General features: G+C 72.6%; 17 protein-coding genes. 6 read left to right on the top strand and 11 right to left on the bottom strand.

Going from position 1 to position 20,527, the window contains the following annotated elements; all coding sequences use genetic code 11:
- The first annotated feature begins 96 nt into the window (after positions 1-96).
- On the top strand, positions 97-849 hold the full coding sequence (locus tag ACFUO4_RS25385; RefSeq protein WP_383489770.1) for a response regulator transcription factor: 753 nt from the start codon (positions 97-99) through the stop codon (positions 847-849).
- A 40-nt stretch (positions 850-889) separates the two neighbouring features.
- Here the strand turns inward: ACFUO4_RS25385 and ACFUO4_RS25380 are convergent, their stop codons facing one another.
- The 5 genes from ACFUO4_RS25380 to ACFUO4_RS25360 form a co-directional block, all read right to left on the bottom strand.
- The gene (locus tag ACFUO4_RS25380; protein ID WP_383488635.1) at positions 890-2,428 is read right to left on the bottom strand and encodes an MFS transporter; all 1,539 of its coding nucleotides are present in this window, start codon (positions 2,426-2,428) and stop codon (positions 890-892) included.
- 121 nt (positions 2,429-2,549) lie between these two features.
- Positions 2,550-5,924: a pyruvate carboxylase gene (locus tag ACFUO4_RS25375; protein WP_383488632.1), complete on the bottom strand. Its 3,375-nt coding sequence runs from the start codon at positions 5,922-5,924 to the stop codon at positions 2,550-2,552.
- Positions 5,925-6,016: 92 nt separating this feature from the next.
- On the bottom strand, positions 6,017-7,192 hold the full coding sequence (locus ACFUO4_RS25370) for a cytochrome P450 (protein WP_383488629.1): 1,176 nt from the start codon (positions 7,190-7,192) through the stop codon (positions 6,017-6,019).
- Positions 7,192-7,542: a barstar family protein gene (locus tag ACFUO4_RS25365; protein WP_383488626.1), complete on the bottom strand. Its 351-nt coding sequence runs from the start codon at positions 7,540-7,542 to the stop codon at positions 7,192-7,194. Before ACFUO4_RS25365 ends, ACFUO4_RS25370 begins: the two co-directional genes overlap by 1 nt.
- 32 nt (positions 7,543-7,574) lie before the next feature.
- Positions 7,575-8,786: a cysteine desulfurase-like protein gene (locus tag ACFUO4_RS25360; protein ID WP_383488624.1), complete on the bottom strand. Its 1,212-nt coding sequence runs from the start codon at positions 8,784-8,786 to the stop codon at positions 7,575-7,577.
- Positions 8,787-8,941: 155 nt separating this feature from the next.
- Here ACFUO4_RS25360 and ACFUO4_RS25355 point away from each other — a divergent pair, with 155 nt between their 5' ends.
- The 3 genes from ACFUO4_RS25355 (at position 8,942) to ACFUO4_RS25345 (ending at position 12,424) form a co-directional block, all read left to right on the top strand.
- Positions 8,942-9,388, top strand: a complete 447-nt coding sequence (locus tag ACFUO4_RS25355; protein WP_383488622.1) for a DUF6174 domain-containing protein — start codon at positions 8,942-8,944, stop codon at positions 9,386-9,388.
- A gap of 304 nt (positions 9,389-9,692) precedes the next feature.
- Entirely contained in the window at positions 9,693-11,045 is a 1,353-nt protein-coding gene (locus ACFUO4_RS25350; protein ID WP_383488619.1) for an MFS transporter, read from the top strand.
- Positions 11,042-12,424, top strand: a complete 1,383-nt coding sequence (locus ACFUO4_RS25345) for an alpha/beta hydrolase family protein (RefSeq protein ID WP_383488616.1) — start codon at positions 11,042-11,044, stop codon at positions 12,422-12,424. Before ACFUO4_RS25350 ends, ACFUO4_RS25345 begins: the two co-directional genes overlap by 4 nt.
- Here ACFUO4_RS25345 and ACFUO4_RS25340 read toward each other — a convergent pair.
- The 3 genes from ACFUO4_RS25340 to ACFUO4_RS25330 are packed head-to-tail and all read right to left on the bottom strand — an operon-like array spanning position 12,421 to position 15,262.
- A complete protein-coding gene (locus ACFUO4_RS25340) occupies positions 12,421-13,107 on the bottom strand; it encodes a hypothetical protein (protein ID WP_383488613.1) in 687 nt (228 codons plus the stop codon). The two genes, ACFUO4_RS25345 and ACFUO4_RS25340, sit on opposite strands and share 4 nt — an antisense overlap.
- Positions 13,104-14,573 carry an ATP-binding protein gene (locus tag ACFUO4_RS25335; protein WP_383488610.1) on the bottom strand — a complete coding sequence of 490 codons (1,470 nt, stop codon included), beginning with the start codon at positions 14,571-14,573 and terminating at the stop codon, positions 13,104-13,106. The genes ACFUO4_RS25340 and ACFUO4_RS25335 overlap by 4 nt, the downstream gene beginning before the upstream one ends.
- Complete coding sequence (locus ACFUO4_RS25330) at positions 14,570-15,262, bottom strand: response regulator transcription factor (RefSeq protein WP_079309556.1); 693 nt, start codon at positions 15,260-15,262, stop codon at positions 14,570-14,572. The genes ACFUO4_RS25335 and ACFUO4_RS25330 overlap by 4 nt, the downstream gene beginning before the upstream one ends.
- Before the next feature lie 92 nt (positions 15,263-15,354).
- Here ACFUO4_RS25330 and ACFUO4_RS25325 point away from each other — a divergent pair, with 92 nt between their 5' ends.
- On the top strand, positions 15,355-16,224 hold the full coding sequence (locus tag ACFUO4_RS25325; protein ID WP_383488606.1) for a DUF3152 domain-containing protein: 870 nt from the start codon (positions 15,355-15,357) through the stop codon (positions 16,222-16,224).
- A 22-nt stretch (positions 16,225-16,246) separates the two neighbouring features.
- On the opposite strand, the gene ACFUO4_RS25320 is transcribed toward ACFUO4_RS25325, so the two are convergent.
- Together ACFUO4_RS25320 and ACFUO4_RS25315 are read right to left on the bottom strand one after the other, a co-directional pair.
- A complete protein-coding gene (locus ACFUO4_RS25320; protein WP_079309555.1) occupies positions 16,247-16,597 on the bottom strand; it encodes a metalloregulator ArsR/SmtB family transcription factor in 351 nt (116 codons plus the stop codon).
- A 103-nt stretch (positions 16,598-16,700) separates the two neighbouring features.
- Positions 16,701-18,425, bottom strand: a complete 1,725-nt coding sequence (locus ACFUO4_RS25315) for a SulP family inorganic anion transporter (protein WP_383489767.1) — start codon at positions 18,423-18,425, stop codon at positions 16,701-16,703.
- 243 nt (positions 18,426-18,668) lie between these two features.
- Here ACFUO4_RS25315 and ACFUO4_RS25310 point away from each other — a divergent pair, with 243 nt between their 5' ends.
- On the top strand, positions 18,669-19,553 hold the full coding sequence (locus tag ACFUO4_RS25310) for a S1 family peptidase (RefSeq protein ID WP_383488603.1): 885 nt from the start codon (positions 18,669-18,671) through the stop codon (positions 19,551-19,553).
- Here the strand turns inward: ACFUO4_RS25310 and ACFUO4_RS25305 are convergent.
- Positions 19,547-20,512 (bottom strand): DMT family transporter, encoded by a 966-nt coding sequence (locus ACFUO4_RS25305; RefSeq protein ID WP_383488600.1) that lies wholly within the window; start codon positions 20,510-20,512, stop codon positions 19,547-19,549. The genes ACFUO4_RS25310 and ACFUO4_RS25305 overlap by 7 nt on opposite strands.
- Between the last annotated feature and the right edge of the window lie 15 nt (positions 20,513-20,527).

The following is a 20,527-nucleotide window of genomic DNA, read 5'->3' as shown; positions in this document are numbered from 1 at the left end:
GGAACGGCGGAATGACACGCAGGTATGGGTAGAACTGCGTACGTGAGCGGGCGGAGCGGGAACGTGGCACAGGGGCGGGGCGGGGCCTACGAACGGATGCTGTCGGTGGCCGTGGCCGCACTCCACGAGCGGGACCCCGACCTGCTGTGGCCGCTGGTGGCGGCCGCGCTGCCGGAGCTGTGCGGCGGCGAGGCGCTGATCTACAAGCTCGACGAGTGGAGCGAGGACGGCGGCACCCTGGGCCTGTCCGCCGACGTCGCGCCGGAGTTCGGCGGGCTCGGGGAGGAGGCGATGGGGCTGCTGCGCGCGGGCTACCCCTTCGCCGGGCACTACGCGGCCGTGCCGGACCGGGCGCCGGTGACGGCGCGGACGGCGGCGGGGCGGGCGTGGGGCACCAGCCGGACCGCGCGGTTGCTCGACGAGGTCCTGGACGTCGACCATGTGCTGGGGATACCGCTTCCGGAGTCCGGTTCGCCCATCACCGGCTGTCTCGTCTACCGCTCGGGCCGGGACTTCAGCGAGGACGAGGTGCGGTCCGCCGGGCGGCTCCAGCCCCTGCTCTCCGGGATCGAGCAGCAGCGGCAGCTCCTGGAACGCCTGCGGCGGACGGCGGTACCGGACGCGGAAACGGCCGCGGCGGGGCTGACACCCCGGGAGACGACCGTGCTGCTCCTGCTCACCGACGCGCTGACCGCCGCCGCCATGGGCCGCAGGCTCGGCATCTCGGAGCGGACGGTCCACAAGCACGTCGCGAACATCTACCGCAAGCTCGGCACCCACGACCGGCTCGGAACCGTCCTGCGCGCCCAGCAGTTGGGGCTGGTCCCGACGCCCGCCGCACGGCGGTGAGGGCATCCGCCGCCGCACGGAGGTGAGGGCATCCGCCGTCTCACTCCGCTGAGGGCATCCCGCCGCCGTTGCCCTGGAGCCGCTCCAGGTCGGACGGCCGTACCTGAATGGCGAGTACGGCGATCAGCGCGGCGACCGCGGTGAAGATCGCCGCGACGATGAACGCGGCCGAGACACCGGCGGTGAGGACCTGGTCGGCCCACTTGCCGGGCAGCTGTCCGGTGCGCTGGAAGAAGCGCTGCTCGGCCGGGGTGGCCTGCTCGAAGAACTTGTCGGTCTCGTTGCCGCTGGCCGTGCCGAACGTCGTCACCAGGATCGACAGCCCCAGCGAACCGCCCACCTGCTGGGTGGCGTTGAGCAGTCCGGAGGCCGCGCCGGTCTCCTGCACGGGCACGTTGGACAGCGCCATCAGCGTCAGCGACACGAACTCCATGCCCATGCCGAGGCTGAACACCAGCATCGGGCCGAGGACACTGCCCGCGTAGGTGGAGTGGATGTCGGTCAGCGTCAGCCAGGCGAGACCGGCCGCGGCGAGGATCGCGCCCACCACCATGAACGGCTTCGGCCCGTAGACGGGCAGGAACCGCGAGGCCAGCCCGGCGCCGACCGCGATGACCGCGCTGACGGGCAGGAACGCGAACCCGGCCTGCAACGGGCTGAAGTCCAGCACGTTCTGCACGAACAGGGTCAGGAAGAAGAACATGCCGAAGATCGCCGCGGCGAGGCAGAGCATGATGCCGTACGTCCCCGCCCGGTTGCGGTCGGCGAACATGTGCAGCGGCGTGATGGGCTGCCGGGAGCGCCGCTCGATGAGGACGAACGCGGTGAGGACGACGATCGCCGCGCCGAACGAGCCCAGCGTGTACGGGTCGCGCCAGCCCTCCTGGGCGGCTCTGATGAACCCGTACACCAGCAGGACCATGCCGACGGTGGAGGTCAGGGCGCCGGCGATGTCGAAGTGGCCGGGATGGCGCTCGGACTCCTTGATCCAGCGAGGTGCGGCGGCCGCGATGAGCAGTCCGATGGGGACGTTGACGAACAGCACCCAGCGCCAGTTGAGATACTCGACGAGGATGCCGCCGGCCAGCAGTCCGATCGCGCCGCCGCCCGCCGACACCGCGGCGAACACCCCGAACGCCCGGTTGCGTTCGGGTCCTTCGCGGAACGTGGTGCTGATCAGGGCGAGCGAGGTCGGGGAGGCGATGGCGCCGCCGACGCCCTGGAAGGCGCGTGCGGCGAGGAGTTGGGCCTCGTTCTGGGAGAGCCCGCCGAGCAGGGACGCGAGCACGAAGAGCAGCACGCCCACGATGAACATCCGCCGCCGCCCGAGGATGTCACCGGTCCGGCCCCCGAGCAGCAGCAGCCCGCCGAAGGTGAGCGTGTAGGCGTTGACCACCCACGACAGGCTGGTGGTGGAGAAGTCCAGCGAGCGCTGGATGTCCGGGAGGGCGATGTTCACGATGGTGATGTCGAGGACCACCATCAGCTGACACGAGGCGATGACCAGCAATGCCATGGCGTTTCCGCCGCCCCCGGTGCCGGGGGCGGCCGTCTTCGCCGCGGAACTGGAGCTGGTCATGGGCGTCGCACTCTCGGGAGTGGCACCGTCACCACGGGTCAGTGAACGGTGCCGTCCACTAGACGACCGTACGCCGGTGTGACGCCCGTCACCACTCGATCGGGAAATCCGCCGGCGCGGATCAGCCGATCACGAACAGCAGATCGCCGCCCTCCACCTGCTGGATCTTGTTGATGGCCAGCCGGGAGACCTTGCCCGCCTTGGGCGCGGTGATCGCGGCCTCCATCTTCATCGCCTCGATGGTGGCGACCGTGCCGCCGGCCGCGACCTCGTCGCCCTCGGCGACCGCGAGGGTCACCACGCCGGCGAACGGGGCAGCGACATGGCCGGGGTTGGAGCGGTCGGCCTTCTCGGTGACGGGGAGGTCGGAGGCGGCGGCGGTGTCGCGGACCTGGATGGGCCGCAACTGGCCGTTGAGCGTGGACATCACGGTCCGCATGCCGCGCTCGTCGGCCTCGCCCACGGCCTCCAGACCCATCAGCAGCCGGACGCCCGGCTCCAGGTCGACGGCGTACTCCTGGCCGGGGCGCAGCCCGTAGAAGAAGTCCTTGCTGTCGAGGACGCTGGTGTCGCCGTAGGTGTGGCGGTGCGTCTCGAACTCCCGTGTGGGGCCGGGGAAGAGGAGCCGGTTGAGGGTGGCGCGGCGGTCCTTCTCCAGTCCGTCGCGGTCCTCGGCGGTCAGTTCCGGCGCCGGCTTGGGGGCGGCGCGGCCCTCCAGGGCCCGGCTGCGGAACGGCTCCGGCCAGCCGCCGGGCGGGGTGCCCAGCTCGCCGCGGAGAAAGCCGATGACTGAGTCGGGGATGTCGAACCGCTCCGGGGTCGTCTCGAACTCCTCCGGCGACACCCCGGCACCGACCAGGTGCAGGGCGAGGTCGCCGACCACCTTGGACGACGGGGTGACCTTCACCAGATGGCCGAGGATCTTGTCGGCGGCCGCGTACATCGCCTCGATGTCCTCGAAGCGGTCGCCGAGCCCGAGGGCGACGGCCTGGGTGCGCAGGTTGGAGAGCTGGCCGCCGGGGATCTCGTGGTCGTAGACCCGGCCGGTCGGCGAGGCGAGGCCCGCCTCGAAGGGCGCGTAGATCCGGCGGACGCTCTCCCAGTACGGCTCCAGGTCGCCGACCGCGAGCAGGTCGAGGCCGGTGGGCCGGGAGGAGTGGTCGGTGGCGGCGACGATCGCCGACAGCGACGGCTGGGACGTCGTACCGGCCATGGAGGCCACCGCCCCGTCCACGGCGTCCGCGCCGGCCTGGATCGCGGCCAGGTAGGTGGCCAGTTGGCCGCCCGCGGTGTCGTGGGTGTGGATGTGCACCGGCAGGTCGAACTCCCGGCGCAGCGCCGATACGAGGGTGGCGGCGGCCGGCGCCCGCAGCAGACCGGCCATGTCCTTGACGGCCAGGACGTGCGCGCCGGCCTCGACGATCTGCTCGGCGAGCCGCAGGTAGTAGTCGAGGGTGTAGAGCCGCTCGTTCGGGTCGGACAGGTCGCTCGTGTAGCAGAGGGCGACCTCGGCGATCGCGGTGCCCGTCTCGCGTACGGCCTCGATGGCGGGGCGCATCTGGCCGACGTCGTTGAGCGCGTCGAAGATGCGGAAGATGTCGATGCCGGTGGCGGCGGCCTCCTCGACGAAGGCGTCGGTCACCTCGGTCGGGTACGGGGTGTAGCCGACGGTGTTGCGGCCGCGCAGCAGCATCTGGAGGCAGATGTTGGGGACGGCCTCGCGCAGGGCGGCCAGCCGCTCCCACGGGTCCTCGGCGAGGAAGCGGAGCGCCACGTCGTAGGTGGCGCCGCCCCAGCACTCCAGGGACAGCAGCTCGGGCAGGGTGCGGGCGACGACCGGGGCGACGGCGAGGAGGTCCTTGGTGCGCACGCGGGTCGCGAGCAGCGACTGGTGGGCGTCGCGGAACGTGGTGTCGGTGACGCCGATGGTCGGGGACTCGCGCAGCCAGCGGGCGAAGCCCTCCGGGCCGAGCTCGGTGAGCCGCTGCTTCGAACCGGCGGCCGGCAACTCGCCGGTGTGGCGCGGGAGCTTTGTGGTGGGGTCGATGAGCTGGGGGCGCTCGCCGTGCGGCTTGTTGACCGTGACGTCGGCGAGGTAGGTGAGCAGCTTGGTGCCGCGGTCCGCGGAGGTGCGGGAGGTCAGCAGGTGGGGGCGCTGCTCGATGAACGACGTGGTGACGCGGCCCGCCTGGAAGTCCGGGTCGTCCAACACCGCCTGGAGGAACGGGATGTTGGTGGCGACGCCCCGGATGCGGAACTCGGCGACCGCGCGCCGGGCGCGCTTGACGGCGGTGGAGAAGTCCCGGCCCCGGCAGGTGAGCTTGACCAGCATGGAGTCGAAGTGGGCGCTGATCTCCGTACCGGCGTGGGTGGTTCCGCCGTCGAGGCGGATGCCGGAGCCGCCGGGCGAGCGGTAAGCGCTGATGCGGCCGGTGTCCGGGCGGAAGCCGTTGGCGGGGTCCTCGGTGGTGATCCGGCACTGGAGGGCGGCGCCGTGCAGGGTGACCGTCTCCTGGGACAGTCCCAGGTCGGCGAGGGTCTCACCGGCGGCGATGCGGAGTTGGGACTGGACGAGGTCGACGTCGGTGACCTCCTCGGTGACCGTGTGCTCGACCTGGATGCGCGGGTTCATCTCGATGAAGACGTGGTTGCCCTGCGGGTCGAGCAGGAACTCCACGGTGCCGGCGTTGCGGTAGCCGATCTCGCGGGCGAAGCGGACGGCGTCGGCGCAGATCCGGTCGCGCAGCTCCGGGTCGAGGTTCGGCGCCGGGGCCAGCTCGATGACCTTCTGGTGGCGGCGCTGGACGGAACAGTCGCGCTCGAAGAGGTGGATGACGTTGCCCTGGCCGTCGGCGAGGATCTGCACCTCGATGTGGCGGGGGTCGACGACGGCCTTCTCCAGGAAGACGGTCGGGTCGCCGAACGCGGAGGCCGCCTCACGGGCCGCCGCCTCGATGGACTCCCGCAGCTGGGCCGGGTCCTCGACGCGCCGCATACCGCGTCCGCCGCCACCGGCGACGGCCTTCACGAACACCGGGAAGCCGATGTCCTCGGCGGCCCGCACCAGTTCGTCGACGTCGCTGGAGGGCTCGGAGGAACCGAGGACGGGCACGCCGGCCGCGCGGGCCGCGGCGACCGCCCGCGCCTTGTTGCCGGTGAGTTCGAGGATCTCCGCGCTGGGTCCGACGAAGGTGATCCCGGCTTCCTCGCAGGCGCGGGCCAGCTCGGGGTTCTCGGAGAGGAACCCGTAGCCCGGGTAGACGGCGTCGGCACCGGCCTGCTGGGCGGCGCGGACGATCTCCTCCACGGAGAGGTAGGCCCGCACCGGGTGCCCCGGCTCGCCGATCTCGTACGCCTCGTCGGCCTTGAGCCGGTGCAGTGAGTTGCGGTCCTCGTGCGGGAAGACGGCGACGGTCCTCGCGCCCAGTTCATAGCCGGCGCGGAAGGCGCGAATCGCGATCTCGCCTCGGTTGGCTACCAGTACCTTGCGGAGCATTCCCGATCCCTTCGGCCTGCCGGTGACGGACACCATGGTCGCGGCTATGGCCTCCGGGTGCCATGAGAGGCGGGTCACTCGGAAACGGAGATTTAACCTGTTTGCCGGTTCCGACCCCACAGAACGTGGAGCGCGGCCGCCTTCCGGAAGACCAGACCGTACGGTGCCGCCGCGTGCTCCTCGTCCAGGCGCAGGCCCGGGAGGCGGGCGAGGAGCGTGCGCAGGGCGACGCGGGTCTCCAGGCGGGCCAGGTGCGCGGCGATGCAGTGGTGGGGACCGTGGGCGAAGGCCAGTTGGAGGCGGGCGTTGTCGCGGCGGACGTCGAAGCGGTCGGGGTCGGGGAAGACGGCGGGGTCGCGGTTGGCGCCGGCGAGGGAAACGGTGACCAGGTCGCCGCGGCGGATCGTCGCCGGGCCCAGGGCGGTGTCGCGGGTGGCGTAGCGGTCGACGACGGCGGCGCCGGGTTCGAGGCGCAGGGACTCCTCGATCGCACCGTCGAGGAGGCCGGGTTCGGCCTGGACGAGGGCGAGTTGACCGGGGTGGCGCAGGAGGTGGAGGAGGGCGTTGGCGATCATCGCCTCGGTGGTCTCGATGCCGCCGAACATCAGGACCGCGGCGTTGGAGGCGACCTCGGGCAGGGACAGCCGGCCAGCGGCGGCGCCGAGCAGGGAGGACGTGCCGTGGGTGGCGTCGACCGCGGCCCGCAGCTGTGCGTAGGCGGCGTTGCCGGCCGGGCTGGGGGCGTGTCCGGCGGTGATGTCGGAGACCGACGCCACGATGGCCTCGTACCAGGCGAGGACGGTGTCGGTGCTGACGCCGGACAGGCCGAGCGCCTCGGTGACGACGGCGACCGCGAGCGGGCCGGCGAAGGACCGGCGCAGTTCGGCGGCGCCGGCCGGTTCGAGGGCGGTGACGAGCCGGTCGGTCTCCTGCTCGACGAACGCGGCGAACCGGTCGTGGGTCTGCCGCGGCCGGAAGGGGGCGGCGAAGGGTTCGCGGTGCCGGGCGTGCTCGGGGCCGTCGAGGGAGAGCATGCTCGGGCCGACGACCTGGGCGGTGGAGAAGCGGGGGTCGTCGACGGTGAAGGTCCGGGCGTCCCGCATCACGGTCAGGGCGAGATCCCGGCGGGTCACCAGCCAGCCGCCGAGCTCGGGCAGCCAGGACACGGGCTCGTGGGCGCGGAGCAGGGCGAGGCGGGGGTGGGGGTCGTCGGCGAGCTCGGCGAGCGTCGTCGCGGCACCCAACGGGAACGATCCGAGAACGCTCATCACACTTCCGGCCGGGGTTCGGGGAGGCGGGCCGGGTCCCCGCCGCTGAGGGTCGCCGCCAGACGTCCCCTGTCGGTGGGCAGGTCTTGTGGCATGCCGTCGGCGTCCAGTCGCAGGCTGGCCAAACAGCCCACGAGCGCGTCCCGGTTGCGGCCGGGACAACCGGGGAGGGACAGCGCTTCGGCGAAGGCGGCGAACATGGCCGCGGGATCGGAGAGTTGCCGTCCGTCGAGTCGGACCACCTCTGCGCCCCGGGCCCGCAGTTCGGCGATCTCGCCCGCCACCCGCGGGTCGTCATGGCCGGCGATGACGACCCGCGGTGTGCGGCGTCCGGTGAGCGTGCCGTCCATGGCCTCAGCGCGCCAGGAAGTCGGCCAGGCGTTCATGGCCTCGGCGCCAGGAAGTCGGCCAGGCCTGTCAGGAGCCGCTCGACGTCGTCCGCGTCGTTGTAGGGGGCGAGGCCGATGCGCAGGCCGCCGGTGTCGCCGAGGCCTAGCCGCCGGGAGGCCTCGATGGCGTAGAAGGAGCCGGACGGCGCGTGAACGCCACGGTCGGCGAGGAACCGGTAGGCGTCCACCGTGCCGTGTTCCTCGAAGGTCAGCAGCAGGGTCGGCGTGCGGTCGGCCGCCCGGGAGTGGATCGTGATCCCGTCGAGCGCGGCCAGCCCCTTGTCCAACTGCGCGCGCAGGACCTGCTCGTGTGCTTCGAGTCCCGCGAACGACGCCTCCAGGCGCTGTCGTCGCGTTCCCGTGGCCTCGGCGTCCATACCCGCGAGGAAGTCGACGGCGGCCCGGGTGCCGGCCAGGAACTCGTAGGGCAGTGTGCCCAGTTCGAAGCGTTCCGGGACCACCTCGGTGGACGGCAGGAGCTTGTCGGGGTGCAGGGTCTGCAGCAACTCCGGGCGGGCGGCGAGGACTCCGTGGTGCGGGCCCAGGAACTTGTACGGGGAGCAGACGTAGAAGTCCGCGCCGAGCTGCGCCAGGTCGAGCAGGGCGTGCGCGGTGTGGTGGACGCCGTCGACGTAGGTCAACGCCCCCGCCTCGTGGGCCAGTCGGGAGATCGCGGGGATGTCGGGGCGGGTGCCGATGAGGTTGGAGGCGGCGGTGACGGCGACGAGCCGGGTCCGCTCGGAGAGCACGGCACGGATGTCGTCGGCGGTCAGCTCGCCCGTGGCCGGGTCGAAGTCGGCCCAGCGCACGACGGCTCCGACGCGTTCGGCGGCCTGTACCCACGGGCGGATGTTGGCGTCGTGGTCGAGCCGGGTGACGACCACCTCGTCGCCGGGTGACCAGGTCTTGGCGAGGGTGCGGGAGACATCGTAGGTGAGCTGGGTGGCGCTGCGGCCGAAGACGATCCCGGACGCCTCCGCGCCCAGCAGGTCGGCGAGCGCGGCGCGGGTCTCGGTGACGATCGCCTCGGCGTTGCGCTCCCCCGGCACGCCGTGACCGCGGTTCGACAAGGGGTGGGACATGGCTTCGGCGATCGCGTCGATGACGGGCCGGGGTGTCTGGGTGCCGCCGGGGCCGTCGAAGTGGGCCGTGCCGGCCGCGAGCGCGGGAAACCGGGAGCGGAGGGCGGCGATGTCGTACGTCACGTGCAGCTCCTTCGAGGGTGGCCGGTGCACGAGTCAACCTCATCACGCGGACGCGGGCGACCTCGCCCCCGCCTGCCGGAGCCTGAACGTCCGAGGGGCGATCGGCGTCCCAGGAGTGACGTGCCCCGCGGGGGGCGACGAACGAAAGGATCACGATGACGGTCGTACGCAGGTGCGCCGGGCTGCTCGCCGCGGCCGGACTCATCAGCACGGTGGCCGCCTGCGGCGCGGAGGCCCCCTCGGCCTCGGCCCGGGAGGAGGTGACGTGGGAGGAGCCCGCCGCGTACACCTACACCCTGACGTCCAGCGAGGGCGAACGGTCCCTCATCGGCAGGTTCCGGGTCACCGTCAAGGACGGCAAGGTCACGGAGGCGGTCGGCCTGGACGCAGGCGCACGCCGGTTCGTCGAGCGGACACCGGACCAAGTGCCCACGCTCGGCGCCCTGTTGGACGAGCTGGAACAGGCCCGGAGCGACGACGCGGACACCGCTGAGGCGGAGTACGCGGCCGACGGGCACCCGGAGCTGATCTTCCTGGACCGGGACGAGAACGCGGTCGACGACGAGGAGCGGTACGTCGTCGAGTCGTACGAACCCGCCTGAGCCCTCACGCGCCGTTCAGCGGATGCTCCTGGCGTCGAGCAGGCGGAGCGGAGCGGTCGGACCCGACCTCCGCCGTCTGTGTCCGTGTCCCGGCGGTCGAGCCCGGCATCGTCGGCACCGAACTCCAGGACCATGCCTCGGGTGAACGTCCAGCAGGTCACGGCCCACGCCGACGGGCCAGGCGAGCCGATCGGCACGACGTGGGCCGCAGGAGACCTCGACCCAATGTTGTGCACTTTATTGACGGCAGTCGCGTGAGAGCCTAATTTCGCGGTGTCCTTCCCCGCTCTCATGGGAGACCGCGATGCCCTCGTCCCCCGTCGCCGCACCGCCCACGGCCTCCGAACGGACCCGCCAGCTGCGCCGAGTAGCCCTCTCCGGGCTGCTCGGCACCGCCGTGGAGTTCTACGACTTCCTCGTCTACGGCACCGTCGCCGCGCTCGTCTTCGGCGAACTGTTCTTCCCCGGCGCCGACCCGGCCGTGGGCACGATCGCCGCCTTCGGCACCTTCGCCGCCGGTTATGTCGCCCGCCCGCTCGGCGGCGTCCTCTTCGGCCACTTCGGCGACCGGCTCGGCCGCAAGTCGATGCTGCTGCTCACGATGGGCCTGATGGGCGGCGCCAGCTTCCTCATCGGTCTGCTGCCCACGTACGACACGATCGGCGTATGGGCGCCGGTCCTGCTGATCGCCCTGCGCGTGGTCCAGGGCATCGCGATCGGCGGCGAGTGGGGCGGCGCCACCCTGATGGTCGTCGAGCACGCCGGGGAGCGGCGCCGCGGCCTGTGGTCCAGCTTCACGCAGATGGGAGCCCCGCTCGGCTCGCTGCTGTCCACGGCCGTCGTCGCGTACGTCGTCACGCTGCCGAAGGACGAGTTCGCGGCCTGGGGCTGGCGGCTGCCGTTCCTGCTGAGCGTCGTCCTGCTCGGCGTCGGCATGTTCGTCCGGCTGAAGGTGGTGGAGAGCCCGCTGTTCGCCGAGGTGAAGAAGGACAGCGCCGAGTCGCGGCTGCCGATCCTCGACGTGCTGCGCAACCCGCGCCCGGTGCTGCTGGCCTGCTGCGTCGGCATCGGCGCCTTCACCGCCCAGTCCCTGCTGACCAGTTACATGATCGCGTACGCCACGGGCATCGGATACGCCCGTCCGCAGGTGCTGGACGCCCTCACCGTCTCCGCCTGTGTCGCCCTTGTCGTGCTGCCGTGCGCCTCCGCGCTCTCGGACCGCGTCGGCCGCCGCCCGGTCGTCCTCGCCGGAGCCGTCGCCTCGGCCGCGCTCGCCTTCCCCGTGCTCGCGCTGGTCGACTCGAAGTCGCCGGGACTGCTGATCCTGGCCGTGGTCCTCGGCCACGGCATCGCCCAGTCCACGATGTACGGCCCGCTGGGCGCCCTGCTCACCGAGATGTTCGGCACCAGGGTCCGCTACACCGGCGCCTCGCTCGGCTACCAGGGCGCGACCCTCATCGGCGCCGGCTTCTCCCCCATGATCGCCGGGAGCCTGGTGGCGGGCAGCGACAGCGGCACGCCCGTCGCCTGGCTGCTGTGCGGCGGCGCCGCGATCACCGCGCTGACCGTGTGCTTCGTCCGCGAGACCCACCGCACCACCCTCACCGAGCCGACCGCACAGCCCACCACCCCCCACACGGAGGAGATCTCCGCATGACGACCCGTACCCGCACGGCGTCAGCTCTGGCACTCCTGCTCGCCGTCGCCGCCCTGCCCGCCACGGCAGCGGCGGCCACCACGGAGACCAGCCACATCGAGGGCCAACTCCCCTCCGGCGCGACCTACATGATGGACGTGCCCGCCGACTGGAACGGCACGGTCCTGCTCTTCAGCCACGGCTACCGCGCCAAGGGCGGCCCCAACCCCGCCCAGAACGCGCCGGACGACCGCACCAAGTCCCTTCTGCTGCAACAGGGTTACGCCCTCATCGGCTCCTCCTACGCGAGCACCGGCTGGGCGGTCACGGACGCGGTGCCGGACCAGCTCGCCACCCTCGGCGCCTTCAAGGACCGCTTCGGGACGGCGCGCCGCACCCTCGCGTGGGGGCAGTCGTACGGCGGGCTCGTCACCACCGCCATAGCCGAGCGCGCCCCAGGGCGCATCGACGGTTCCCTGGCGATGTGCGGACTCGTCCACGGCGGCGTAGCCAACTGGAACAACACCCTCGACCCGGTATTCGCCCTCAAGACGCTCCTCGCGCCCGACTCCGGCATCCCGCTCGTCGGCTTCCCGGACCAGGCGGCGGCCGCCAACGCCGCCAACACCCTGACGTCCGCGGTGGATTCGGCCCAGACCACGGCCGCCGGGCGGGCCCGGATCGCGCTGGCCGCCGCCCTGCACAACATCCCGGGCTGGAACGACCCCGCACAGCCCCGGCCCGCCGAGACCGACTGGGACAGCCGGGAGGCCAACCAGTACACCGCCCTCAAGGGCCTCGTGCAGTTCCCCGCGTTCAGCTGGCGGCAGGAGGCCGAGACGCGGGCCGGCGGCAACATGTCCTGGAACACCGGGGTGGACTACGCGCGGCTCCTCGGCCGGTCCTCCGTCCACAAGGAGGTCACCGAGCTGTACAAGAAGGCCGGCCTGTCGCTGGGCAAGGACCTCGCCGCCCTCAACAAGGCGCCGCGGATCTCCGCCGATCCGTCCGCCGTGGCTTGGATGCGCGGCACGAGCACGTTCACCGGCAAGCTGACCAAGCCGCAGCTGGACATCCACACCATCGGCGACGCCCTCGTCCCGGTCCAGACGGAGAGCGCCCTGAAGCGCACGGTCACCGCCGCCGGAACGTCCGCCCTGCTGCGGCAGGCGTACGTCGACAACGCCGGGCACTGCACGTTCAGCCCGGCCGAGCAACTGGGCGCCCTGCACACGCTGGAGGACCGCATCGGCACCGGCAAGTGGCCCGCCACGGACGCCTCCTCCCTGAACTCCCGGGCCACAGCCGCCGATTCCACGACTCCGGCCCGCTATGTGACGTACCGGCCGACGCCGTACCTGCGCCCGTACGACCTCGCGCACCCGGGCGACGGGCGCTAGAGGGCGGGGCAGCCCTGGTCGGTTCCGCCGACACGCCATCCGCTGCCGTCGGTCACCTCGACGGTGACCGGGGCGGCGGACGGGGCGGTGACGCGGTGGGCGGCCGCGGCCGTGCAGATCACCTGCCGGGTCGCGATGCGGCTCAACGGGCCGGTGCCGAGGGGCAGCCGGAGCGTGATGCGGTCACCGCGCACGTCGGCGACGGGTTCGTCCGTCGGTGGCTGCCCTTTCAGGCCGGTGGGCTCTCCCGTCGGCGGCTGCCCCTGCTGGTCGGTGGCCTCGCCCGTCGGCGGCTGTCCCTGCGGATCGATGGGTTCGCCCGTCGGCGGCTGCCGCGGCGGATCGCTGGGGACCGGCTGACCTCCCGGCTCGGGGGCGGTCGGCACCGGCGACGCCGGAGTCGCCCGGCGCTCCCGGATCGCCGTGGTCAGCCGCTTGCCCGCCTCCCCGGGCGTCGGCCCCCGCAGCAGCAGCCGCACCGCGTCCCCGGCATCCCCCGGCCACGCGGTCGTACGCGGGACCGCGACGAGCGCGTCGTCGTGAAGGAAGTAGACCGGCGTGATCGGCCGGACACCGCTCGCCGGCGCACCGGCCTCCACCACGCCTGTCGTGGGAATGTCGCAGGAGGCGAGCGCGAGCAGCGCCGGCACCGCGAGCAGCGCGCGACGGCGTGGGGCGTTCATGACGGGTGCTCCTCGGACGACTCGTCCCGCTGCAAAGGGAGTTCCACGGTGAAGACGGCACCGCCCGCCGGATGGTTCGCCGCGCGGACGGTGCCGCCGTGGATGCGGACGTTCTCGGCGGTGATCGCCAGGCCGAGGCCGCTGCCCTCGGAGCGGCTGCGGGCGGTGTCGGACTTGTAGAACCGCTCGAAGACATGCGGCAGGACGTCGTCCGGGATGCCGGGACCGCTGTCGCGCACCTCGATGACCGCGCCGGGTTCGTCGGAGCCGTGCACGTCCAGGCACACCCGCACCGGTGCGCCGCCGTGTCTGAGCGCGTTGCCGACCAGGTTGGCGACGACCACGTCGAGGCGGCGCGGGTCGACGCGTCCGCGGGCCGTGCCGGGAGGCGGCAACCGCGTGTCCACCGTGTCCGACCAGCCGCGGGCGGCGAGGGTGCGCCGGATCGACTCGGCGAGGTCGATCTCGTCGAGGTGCAGCACCGCCGCTCCCGCGTCGAATCGGGACATCTCCATCAAGTCGTCGACGAGACGAGTGAGTTTGACGGTCTCCTCGCTGATCAGCCGGACCGCGGTGGCCGTGTCGGGGTCCAGCCGGGCGGCGTCCTCGTCCAGGACGTCGGTGACGGCCGACATCGCGGCGAGCGGCGTGCGCAGTTCGTGCGAGACGTCCGCGGCGAAGCGCCGGGCCCGTGCCTCCATCTCGCGCAGCTCCGCCACCGACGTCTCCAGTGCGGCGGCCGTCTCGTTGAACGCGTGGGACAGCTCGGCGAGTTCGTCGGAACCGTGGACGTCGAGCCGGGTGTCGAGGCGTCCCTCGGCCATCCGTCGGGTGGCTTGCCGGAGCGCCCGCACCGGCACGAGCACGCCCCGGGCGGCGAACAGCGCGAGCGCCACGGCGAGGCCCAGGGCCGGCACCATGGCCCGCTCGACGGCGCTGACCAGGGCGTCGACGGAGGCCTGTTCCGTGGTCTGCGGCACGACCAGGAACACCCGCACCCCGGAAGCCAGCCGGGACCCGTCCGGGTCGCCGAAGGTGACCGACATGCCGACGACCAGGGAGGGACGGCCGCCTTCGTTCACCCGTTGGAAGACGGTGGCCCGGCTGGAGGCGACGGCCCTGCGGACGGCGGGCGTCAGCTCGGGGAAGCGGTCACCGGGCACGGAGGAGGCGCTCAGCTCCCGGTACGTCACCAGCACCCGCCGGCTGCCCGACGCGTCGGCGGCCGCCACGTCCGTCGCGAGCTGTCGCAGCGCGGACTCGCCGGGAGGGTAGGGGAGTTCGGGGGCCCGCTCGTTCAACTGCGCCCGCAACTGCCCGATCACCGCGTCCTGGCTCTGCTGGAGGACCCCGATACGGGCCTCCCGGAAGGTCAGCGCACCGGTGGTGGCGGCGGCGACACCGGCGACCAGCCCGAAGGCGACGACGAGACGCGGCCGCAGCCCGCGCAGTCGGCGGCGCTTCACGGGGCCGCGAAGCGGTAGCCGAAACCGCGGACCGTGTGGATGTAGCGGGGGGCGCGCGGCGGTTCGGACATCTTCGTGCGCAGCCGCTTGACGCAGGCGTCCACCAGCCGGGCGTCTCCGTGGAAGTCGTGTTCCCAGACCGCCTCCAGCAGTTGCTGCCGGCTGAACACCTGCCCCGGCGAGGCGGAGAGCGTGAGCAGCAGCCGCAGTTCGGAGGGGGCGAGCGCGATCGGCTCACCGCCCAGTCTGACCGTCAACCCGGCGCGGTCGACGGTCAGTTCGCCGTATGTGTCGATCTTCGGCAGCCCTTCGCCGACGGGCGCAGCGCCCGAGCGGCGCAGGACGGCGCGGATGCGGGCGTCCAGCACCCGGGCGGTCACGGGTTTGACGACGTAGTCGTCGGCGCCCGCCTCCAGACCGATGACGATGTCCACCTCGTCGCCGCGGGCGGTGGCCATGATGATCGGCAGCGCCTGGTCGACGGCGCGTATCGCGCGGCAGACGTCGAGTCCGGTCATCCCGGGCAGCATCAGATCGAGGACCACGATGTCCGGCCGGAACGAGCGCAGTTGCTCCAGGCCCTCCTCCCCTGTCGAGGCGGCGGCGACGTCGTGGTTCTGGCGGCGCAGGGCGAGGGCGACGCCCTCACGGACGGCACGGTCGTCTTCGATCAACAACACACGTGACATGGGGTCAGTATCACAAGGGCACCACCAGCCACGGGAGTTACCCTTTCGTTATCTGCCGGGCCAGGTCCGATCACATTTCGATCACAGCGTGAGTGACCGTGACCAAGCACAAGCGAAAACCCGCCAGCAGCCATCGCCGGGAAGCCTCCGGGAGCCGCCACAAAGGCCAACTGGCCTTCGGCCTGGCCGTGTTGACCGTCCTCGGGGCCGTCGGCTGCACGGTGGTGGCATGGCCGCCCTCGAGCCCGCCCCTGCGGTCGTCGGACAACTCCCTGTCGGAACCGACCACAAGCACGTCACCGACACCTACTCCGACGCCGACGCCGACGCCGACGCCGACACCGAGCAGCAAGCCCCGACCCAGCACGTCCCCGAGCGCCACAAAGCCCCCCGCCCTCCCCCGGCAGGGTCCCGGAACGTACGTCACGGCACCTGGCGGGAGCGCCAAGGCGGGCAAGGGAACGCCGTTTCGCTACCGCGTCGAGGTGGAGGAGAACGTCGACCTGTCCGCTTCGGGGGTAGCCGAGACGGTGGACCGCATCCTCGCCGACCCCCGCGGCTGGACCGCCGACGGGCACTCGGCGTTCCAGCGGGTCGCCGACGGCCCCGCCGACTTCGTCGTCCGCCTGGCCACCCCCGCGACCGTCGACGAGGTTTGCGGCCGGAGCGGCCTCGACACGGGCGGCAGGTACAACTGCTCCGCGAACGACCAGGTCATGGTCAACCTCGACCGCTGGGTCCTGGCGACCCCCGTCTACGCGCAGGACGTCACCGCCTACCGCGCGCTGATCATCAACCACGAGGTGGGCCACTTCCTCCACCACGGCCATGTCACCTGTCCCGGCAAGGGCGAGCCGGCCCCCGCGATGATGCAGCAGATAAAAGGCATGCACGGCTGCGTACCGAACGTCTGGCCGTACGACGCCGAGGGCCGGCTCATCACCGGCCCCGCCGCCCCGTGACGCCGCTCCCGCCAGGTCGCCCCTACCCCTGCGGCTTGGCCTCCCCCTGCGTCGCCTGGAGGTCGGCCAGCAGCTCGGCCTGGCCCGCCAGGACGCCGGAGAGGATGGTGCGGGCCACGCGGAGAAGTTCCGCGACATGCGGACTGGTCAGGGAGTAGTGGACGGTCGAGCCCTCCTTGCGCGTCACGACCAGGTTGGCGCGCCGCAGCACGGCCAGCTGCTGGGAGAGGTGGGCGGGCTCGATGCCCACCTCGGGCAGCATCTCGGCGACGGAGTGCTCACGCTCGCTCAGCAGCTCCAGGACCCGGATGCGGGCCGGGTGGCCGAGCGTCTTGAAGAACTCGGCCTTCAGTTGGTACAGCGGCGTACTCACCCGGCCGCCCCTCGCGTCCACCCACTCGTCACGTCCATGCGCCCCATCCTCGCCTGTACGCCCGACAGCACCGAATCAGCTGAGAGAAGAGGCCGGGGTGTGCTCATCGGGCGGCTTCCTCGCTGGTCGTCCGGGACGCAGGCTCGGCGCGGGCCGGCAGCAGTCCGGCCGTCTCCAGGTGGTCGCGGGCGGCGCGGATCGCCTCGGGTGTCGTGGCGTACTCCCGGCCCTCGTGCCGCAGCAGTGCCAGCGCGCCGGTGGAGTCGAGGACCTGGCGCTGGCCGGGGCGTATCCCGGAGGCCAGGACGAGGATGCCGCGCCGGTGCAGCCTCTCCACCGCGTCCTTGAGGAGGAGGGCGCCGGTGGCGTCCATGGTCGACACCCGGGACATGCGCAGGACGACGACCCGGACGTCGGCCACCTCGGTCAGCTCCAGCAGGAAGCGGTGGGCGGCGGCGAAGAACAGGGGGCCGTCGATGCGGTACGCCACGATGTGCTCGGCCAGCAGGGCGTGCTCCTCGGCGCTGTGGTCGCCCCGGTCGAGGGGCACCTGGTCGAAGCGGGCCTGCTTGGCCACGGCACGCAGGGCGAGGGCGCCCGCCGCGGCCAGGCCGATGATCACGGCGTACACCAGGTCCAGGACCAGGGTCGCGGCGGCGGTCAGGACGAGGATCAGCGCGTCGGAGCGGGTGGCCTTCGCCATCGCCCGCAGGGAGCCGGTCTCGACCATGCGGACCGCGGTGGCCAGCAGGACGCCGGCGAGCGCGGCGAGCGGGATCCTCGACACCAGGGGGGTCGCCGCGAAGACGATGACGGCGAGGATCGCGGCATGGGTGAGGGCGGCCAGCCGGGAGCTCGCGCCGGTGCGGACGTTGACGGCGGTGCGGGCGATGGCGCCGGTCGCCGGGACGCCGCCGAACAGCGGGGCGGCGATGTTCGCCAGGCCCTGGCCGAACAGTTCCCGGTCCGGGTCGTGCTTCTGACCCACCGTCATCCCGTCCGCCACCGAGGCGGACAGCAGGGACTCCAGGGCCGCCAGCGCCGCGACGGCCACGGCCGGGGCGAGCAGCGTGCCGAGCGAGCCGGGCTCCAGGAAGGACAGCGAGGGAGCGGGCAGCCCGGACGGCAGGTCGCCGATCGGCCGCGCCGCGTCCAGGCCCGCGACCTGGGCGACCACCGTGGCGGCGACGACCGCGAGGAGGGAGAAGGGGACGGTGGGACGCCACCTGGCGCCGACGAGCATGACCACGGCGACGGCGCCGGCGAATCCGACCGCGGTCCAGTTCGGGGCCGCCGCGAACGCCTCGACCGCCCGCCAGGCCACCACCAGCACCCGGTCGCCCTCGGGTTTGGGGACGCCGAGTGCGTTGGGGATCTGCTGGAGGCCGATGACGCAGGCGATGCCGAGCGTGAAGCCCTCGACCACCGGGGCGGGCACGTACTGCATGTACCGGCCGGCCCGCAGCGCGGCCAGGGCGACCAGCATGACGCCGGCCATCAGCCCCACCGTGAGGACGCCCGTCGGACCGTACTCGCCCACGATCGGGACGAGCACCACGGTCATGGCCCCGGTCGGGCCCGACACCTGCAGATTCGATCCGCCGAAGACCGCGGCGAGCGCGCCCGCGACCACCGCGGTCGCCAGCCCCGCCGCCGCGCCCAGGCCCGAGGAGACGCCGAAACCGAGGGCCAGCGGCAGCGCCACGATCGCCACCGTCAAGCCGGCCAGCAGATCCCGCCGCGGATCGCGGCGCATCTCGGCGAGGTCGTCGCGACCGGGCAGCAGCGCACCGATCCGGGCCAGGGCCCGGCTGAACGCCGTGGTCAGCACGTGCGGCTGACTTGACTGGTACCGCGGAACGGACACGACGCCTCGGCTTCCCCTGCGAGCCCCACCCCGGTGGCGGACGCGAAAGGCCGTGCCCGCGGCCATCAGCGAGCACAGCCGACACAGCATCCAATGAATTGCGAAATTTAGCAATTGCGCATCAGATTACGGCACAGGGGCGAAGGATTCCCGATCACCCCGTCCGGGTAGCCACCCACCCCATCGTCCTCATCGGAGGCACCGGTGTTCAGAACTCGACGCACCACCCTCAGGCGCTCGCGCTTATCCACCGCGGTCCTGGGCTTGTCGGTCCTCGCCGCCGTAGCGGGTTCCGGCGCGGGCGCCGCCGCGGCCCCCACGCCCGGCGTCCCGGTGACCGGGGCGGCCGCCGCCGTCGAATCCCTGGGGGTGGCCGGCACGAGCTGGGCCGTGGACGAACGCACCGGGCGATTACGGGTGTTCGCCGACTCCACGGTCTCCGACACGGATCTGGCCAGACTGCGGCAGACCACCGGACGGTTCACCGGCGTCGCGACCCTCACCCGGCTCGACGGCCCGCTGCGCACCCTGGTGTCGGGCGGTGACGGCATCTACGCGGCCGCCTGGCGCTGCTCGGCCGGCGTCAACGTCCAGAGCGGCAGCACGTATTACTTCATCACCGCCGGCCATTGCACCGACGGCGCGGCCACCTGGTACACCAGTTCGGCCATGACGACGGCGATCGGCCCGACCACCGCCACCAGCTTCCCCGGCGACGACTTCGGCATCGTCCGCTACACCAACTCGGCCGTGCCGCACCCCGGCACCATCGGCACCGTCGACATCACCGGGACCGCCACCGCCTACGTCGGCCAGTCGGTCTGCCGCCGGGGAGCGACCACCGGTATCCGCTGTGGCAGGGTCACCGCCGTGAACGCGACCGTCAACTACGGCGGCGGAGACGTGGTCTACGGTTTGATCCAGACCAACATCTGCGCGGAACCCGGCGACAGCGGCGGCCCGCTCTACGCCGGCGACAAGGTCATCGGCATCCTCTCGGGCGGCTCCGGGAACTGCACCTCGGGCGGGACCACCTACTACCAGCCGATCCAAGAGGCCCTGAACGCCTACGGGTTGTCGGTCTACTGAGCTCCCCGGTCGCCGAGCGGAGCCACGACCGCCGCGAGGCCAGCGTCCGCTTCCCCGCCGGATCGGCGGCGGACGGCCGGCGCCGGGGCGGTGAGGACGGCGAGGCAGGCGACGACGAGCACGATCCCGGCCCAGCCGGCGGCCGGGAGGCGTTCGCCGACGACCAGGACGGCGAGCACGGCCGCGACCGCCGGTTCGAGCAGGGACAGGGTCGTGGCGGTGCTCGCCGGGACGTGCGCCAGCCCCCAGCCGAACAGTACGTACCCGGCGAACATGGGAACGACGGCCATGTAGGCACCGACCGCGACATGGGACCAGGAGCTGACGAGCGGGCCTCCCGTCGCCAACAGGACGGGTATGAGGAGCAGCCCGCCGATTCCGAACACGGCGCCCATCGCCGCGCGGGAGGGGATGCCGCCGGTGATGAGCCGGTGCGCCGCCCAGGAGTACAGGGCGTACGTCGTGGCGGCGACCAGGCCCAGGCCGACGCCGAGCAACGTGGCCGCCATGGACCGAGCGCCGGTGTCGCCGTCGGCGTGGGCGGCCTCGGCGACGCACAGCAGGACGGTGCCGAGCAGGCCGAGGGCGGCGGCGAGCAGCCAGCGCCGGGTCAGTCGGCGGCGGTCCAGGACGCGTTCGATGACGGCCGAGGCCAGCGGGGCGGTGCCGATGGAGACGACGGTGCCGACGGCGACTCCGGCCAGGTGCATCGAGCTGTAGAAGGCGAGCGGATAGACCGCGACCGAGACGGCGCCGAGCAGCACTATGCCGCGCCGCGCACGCAGCCGGCCGGCGTCGCGGGCGATCCGCGGTGCGGCGACGAGGGCCTGGAGGAGTCCGCCGAGGCCCATCGCGACAGCGCCGATGGCGAGCGGGCCGGCCTCCGGGGCCAGGGTGGCGGCCGTGCCGGTCGTCCCCCACAGCACGGAGGCCGCGAGCACGCACAGGGTTCCCGTCATGGCGGAACCGCCGTG

This window comes from Streptomyces sp. NPDC057280, assembly GCF_042668605.1.
Taxonomy (GTDB): domain Bacteria; phylum Actinomycetota; class Actinomycetes; order Streptomycetales; family Streptomycetaceae; genus Streptomyces.
Note: the sequence above shows the minus strand (reverse complement) of the source record. Positions and strands in the feature narration are given on the sequence as shown.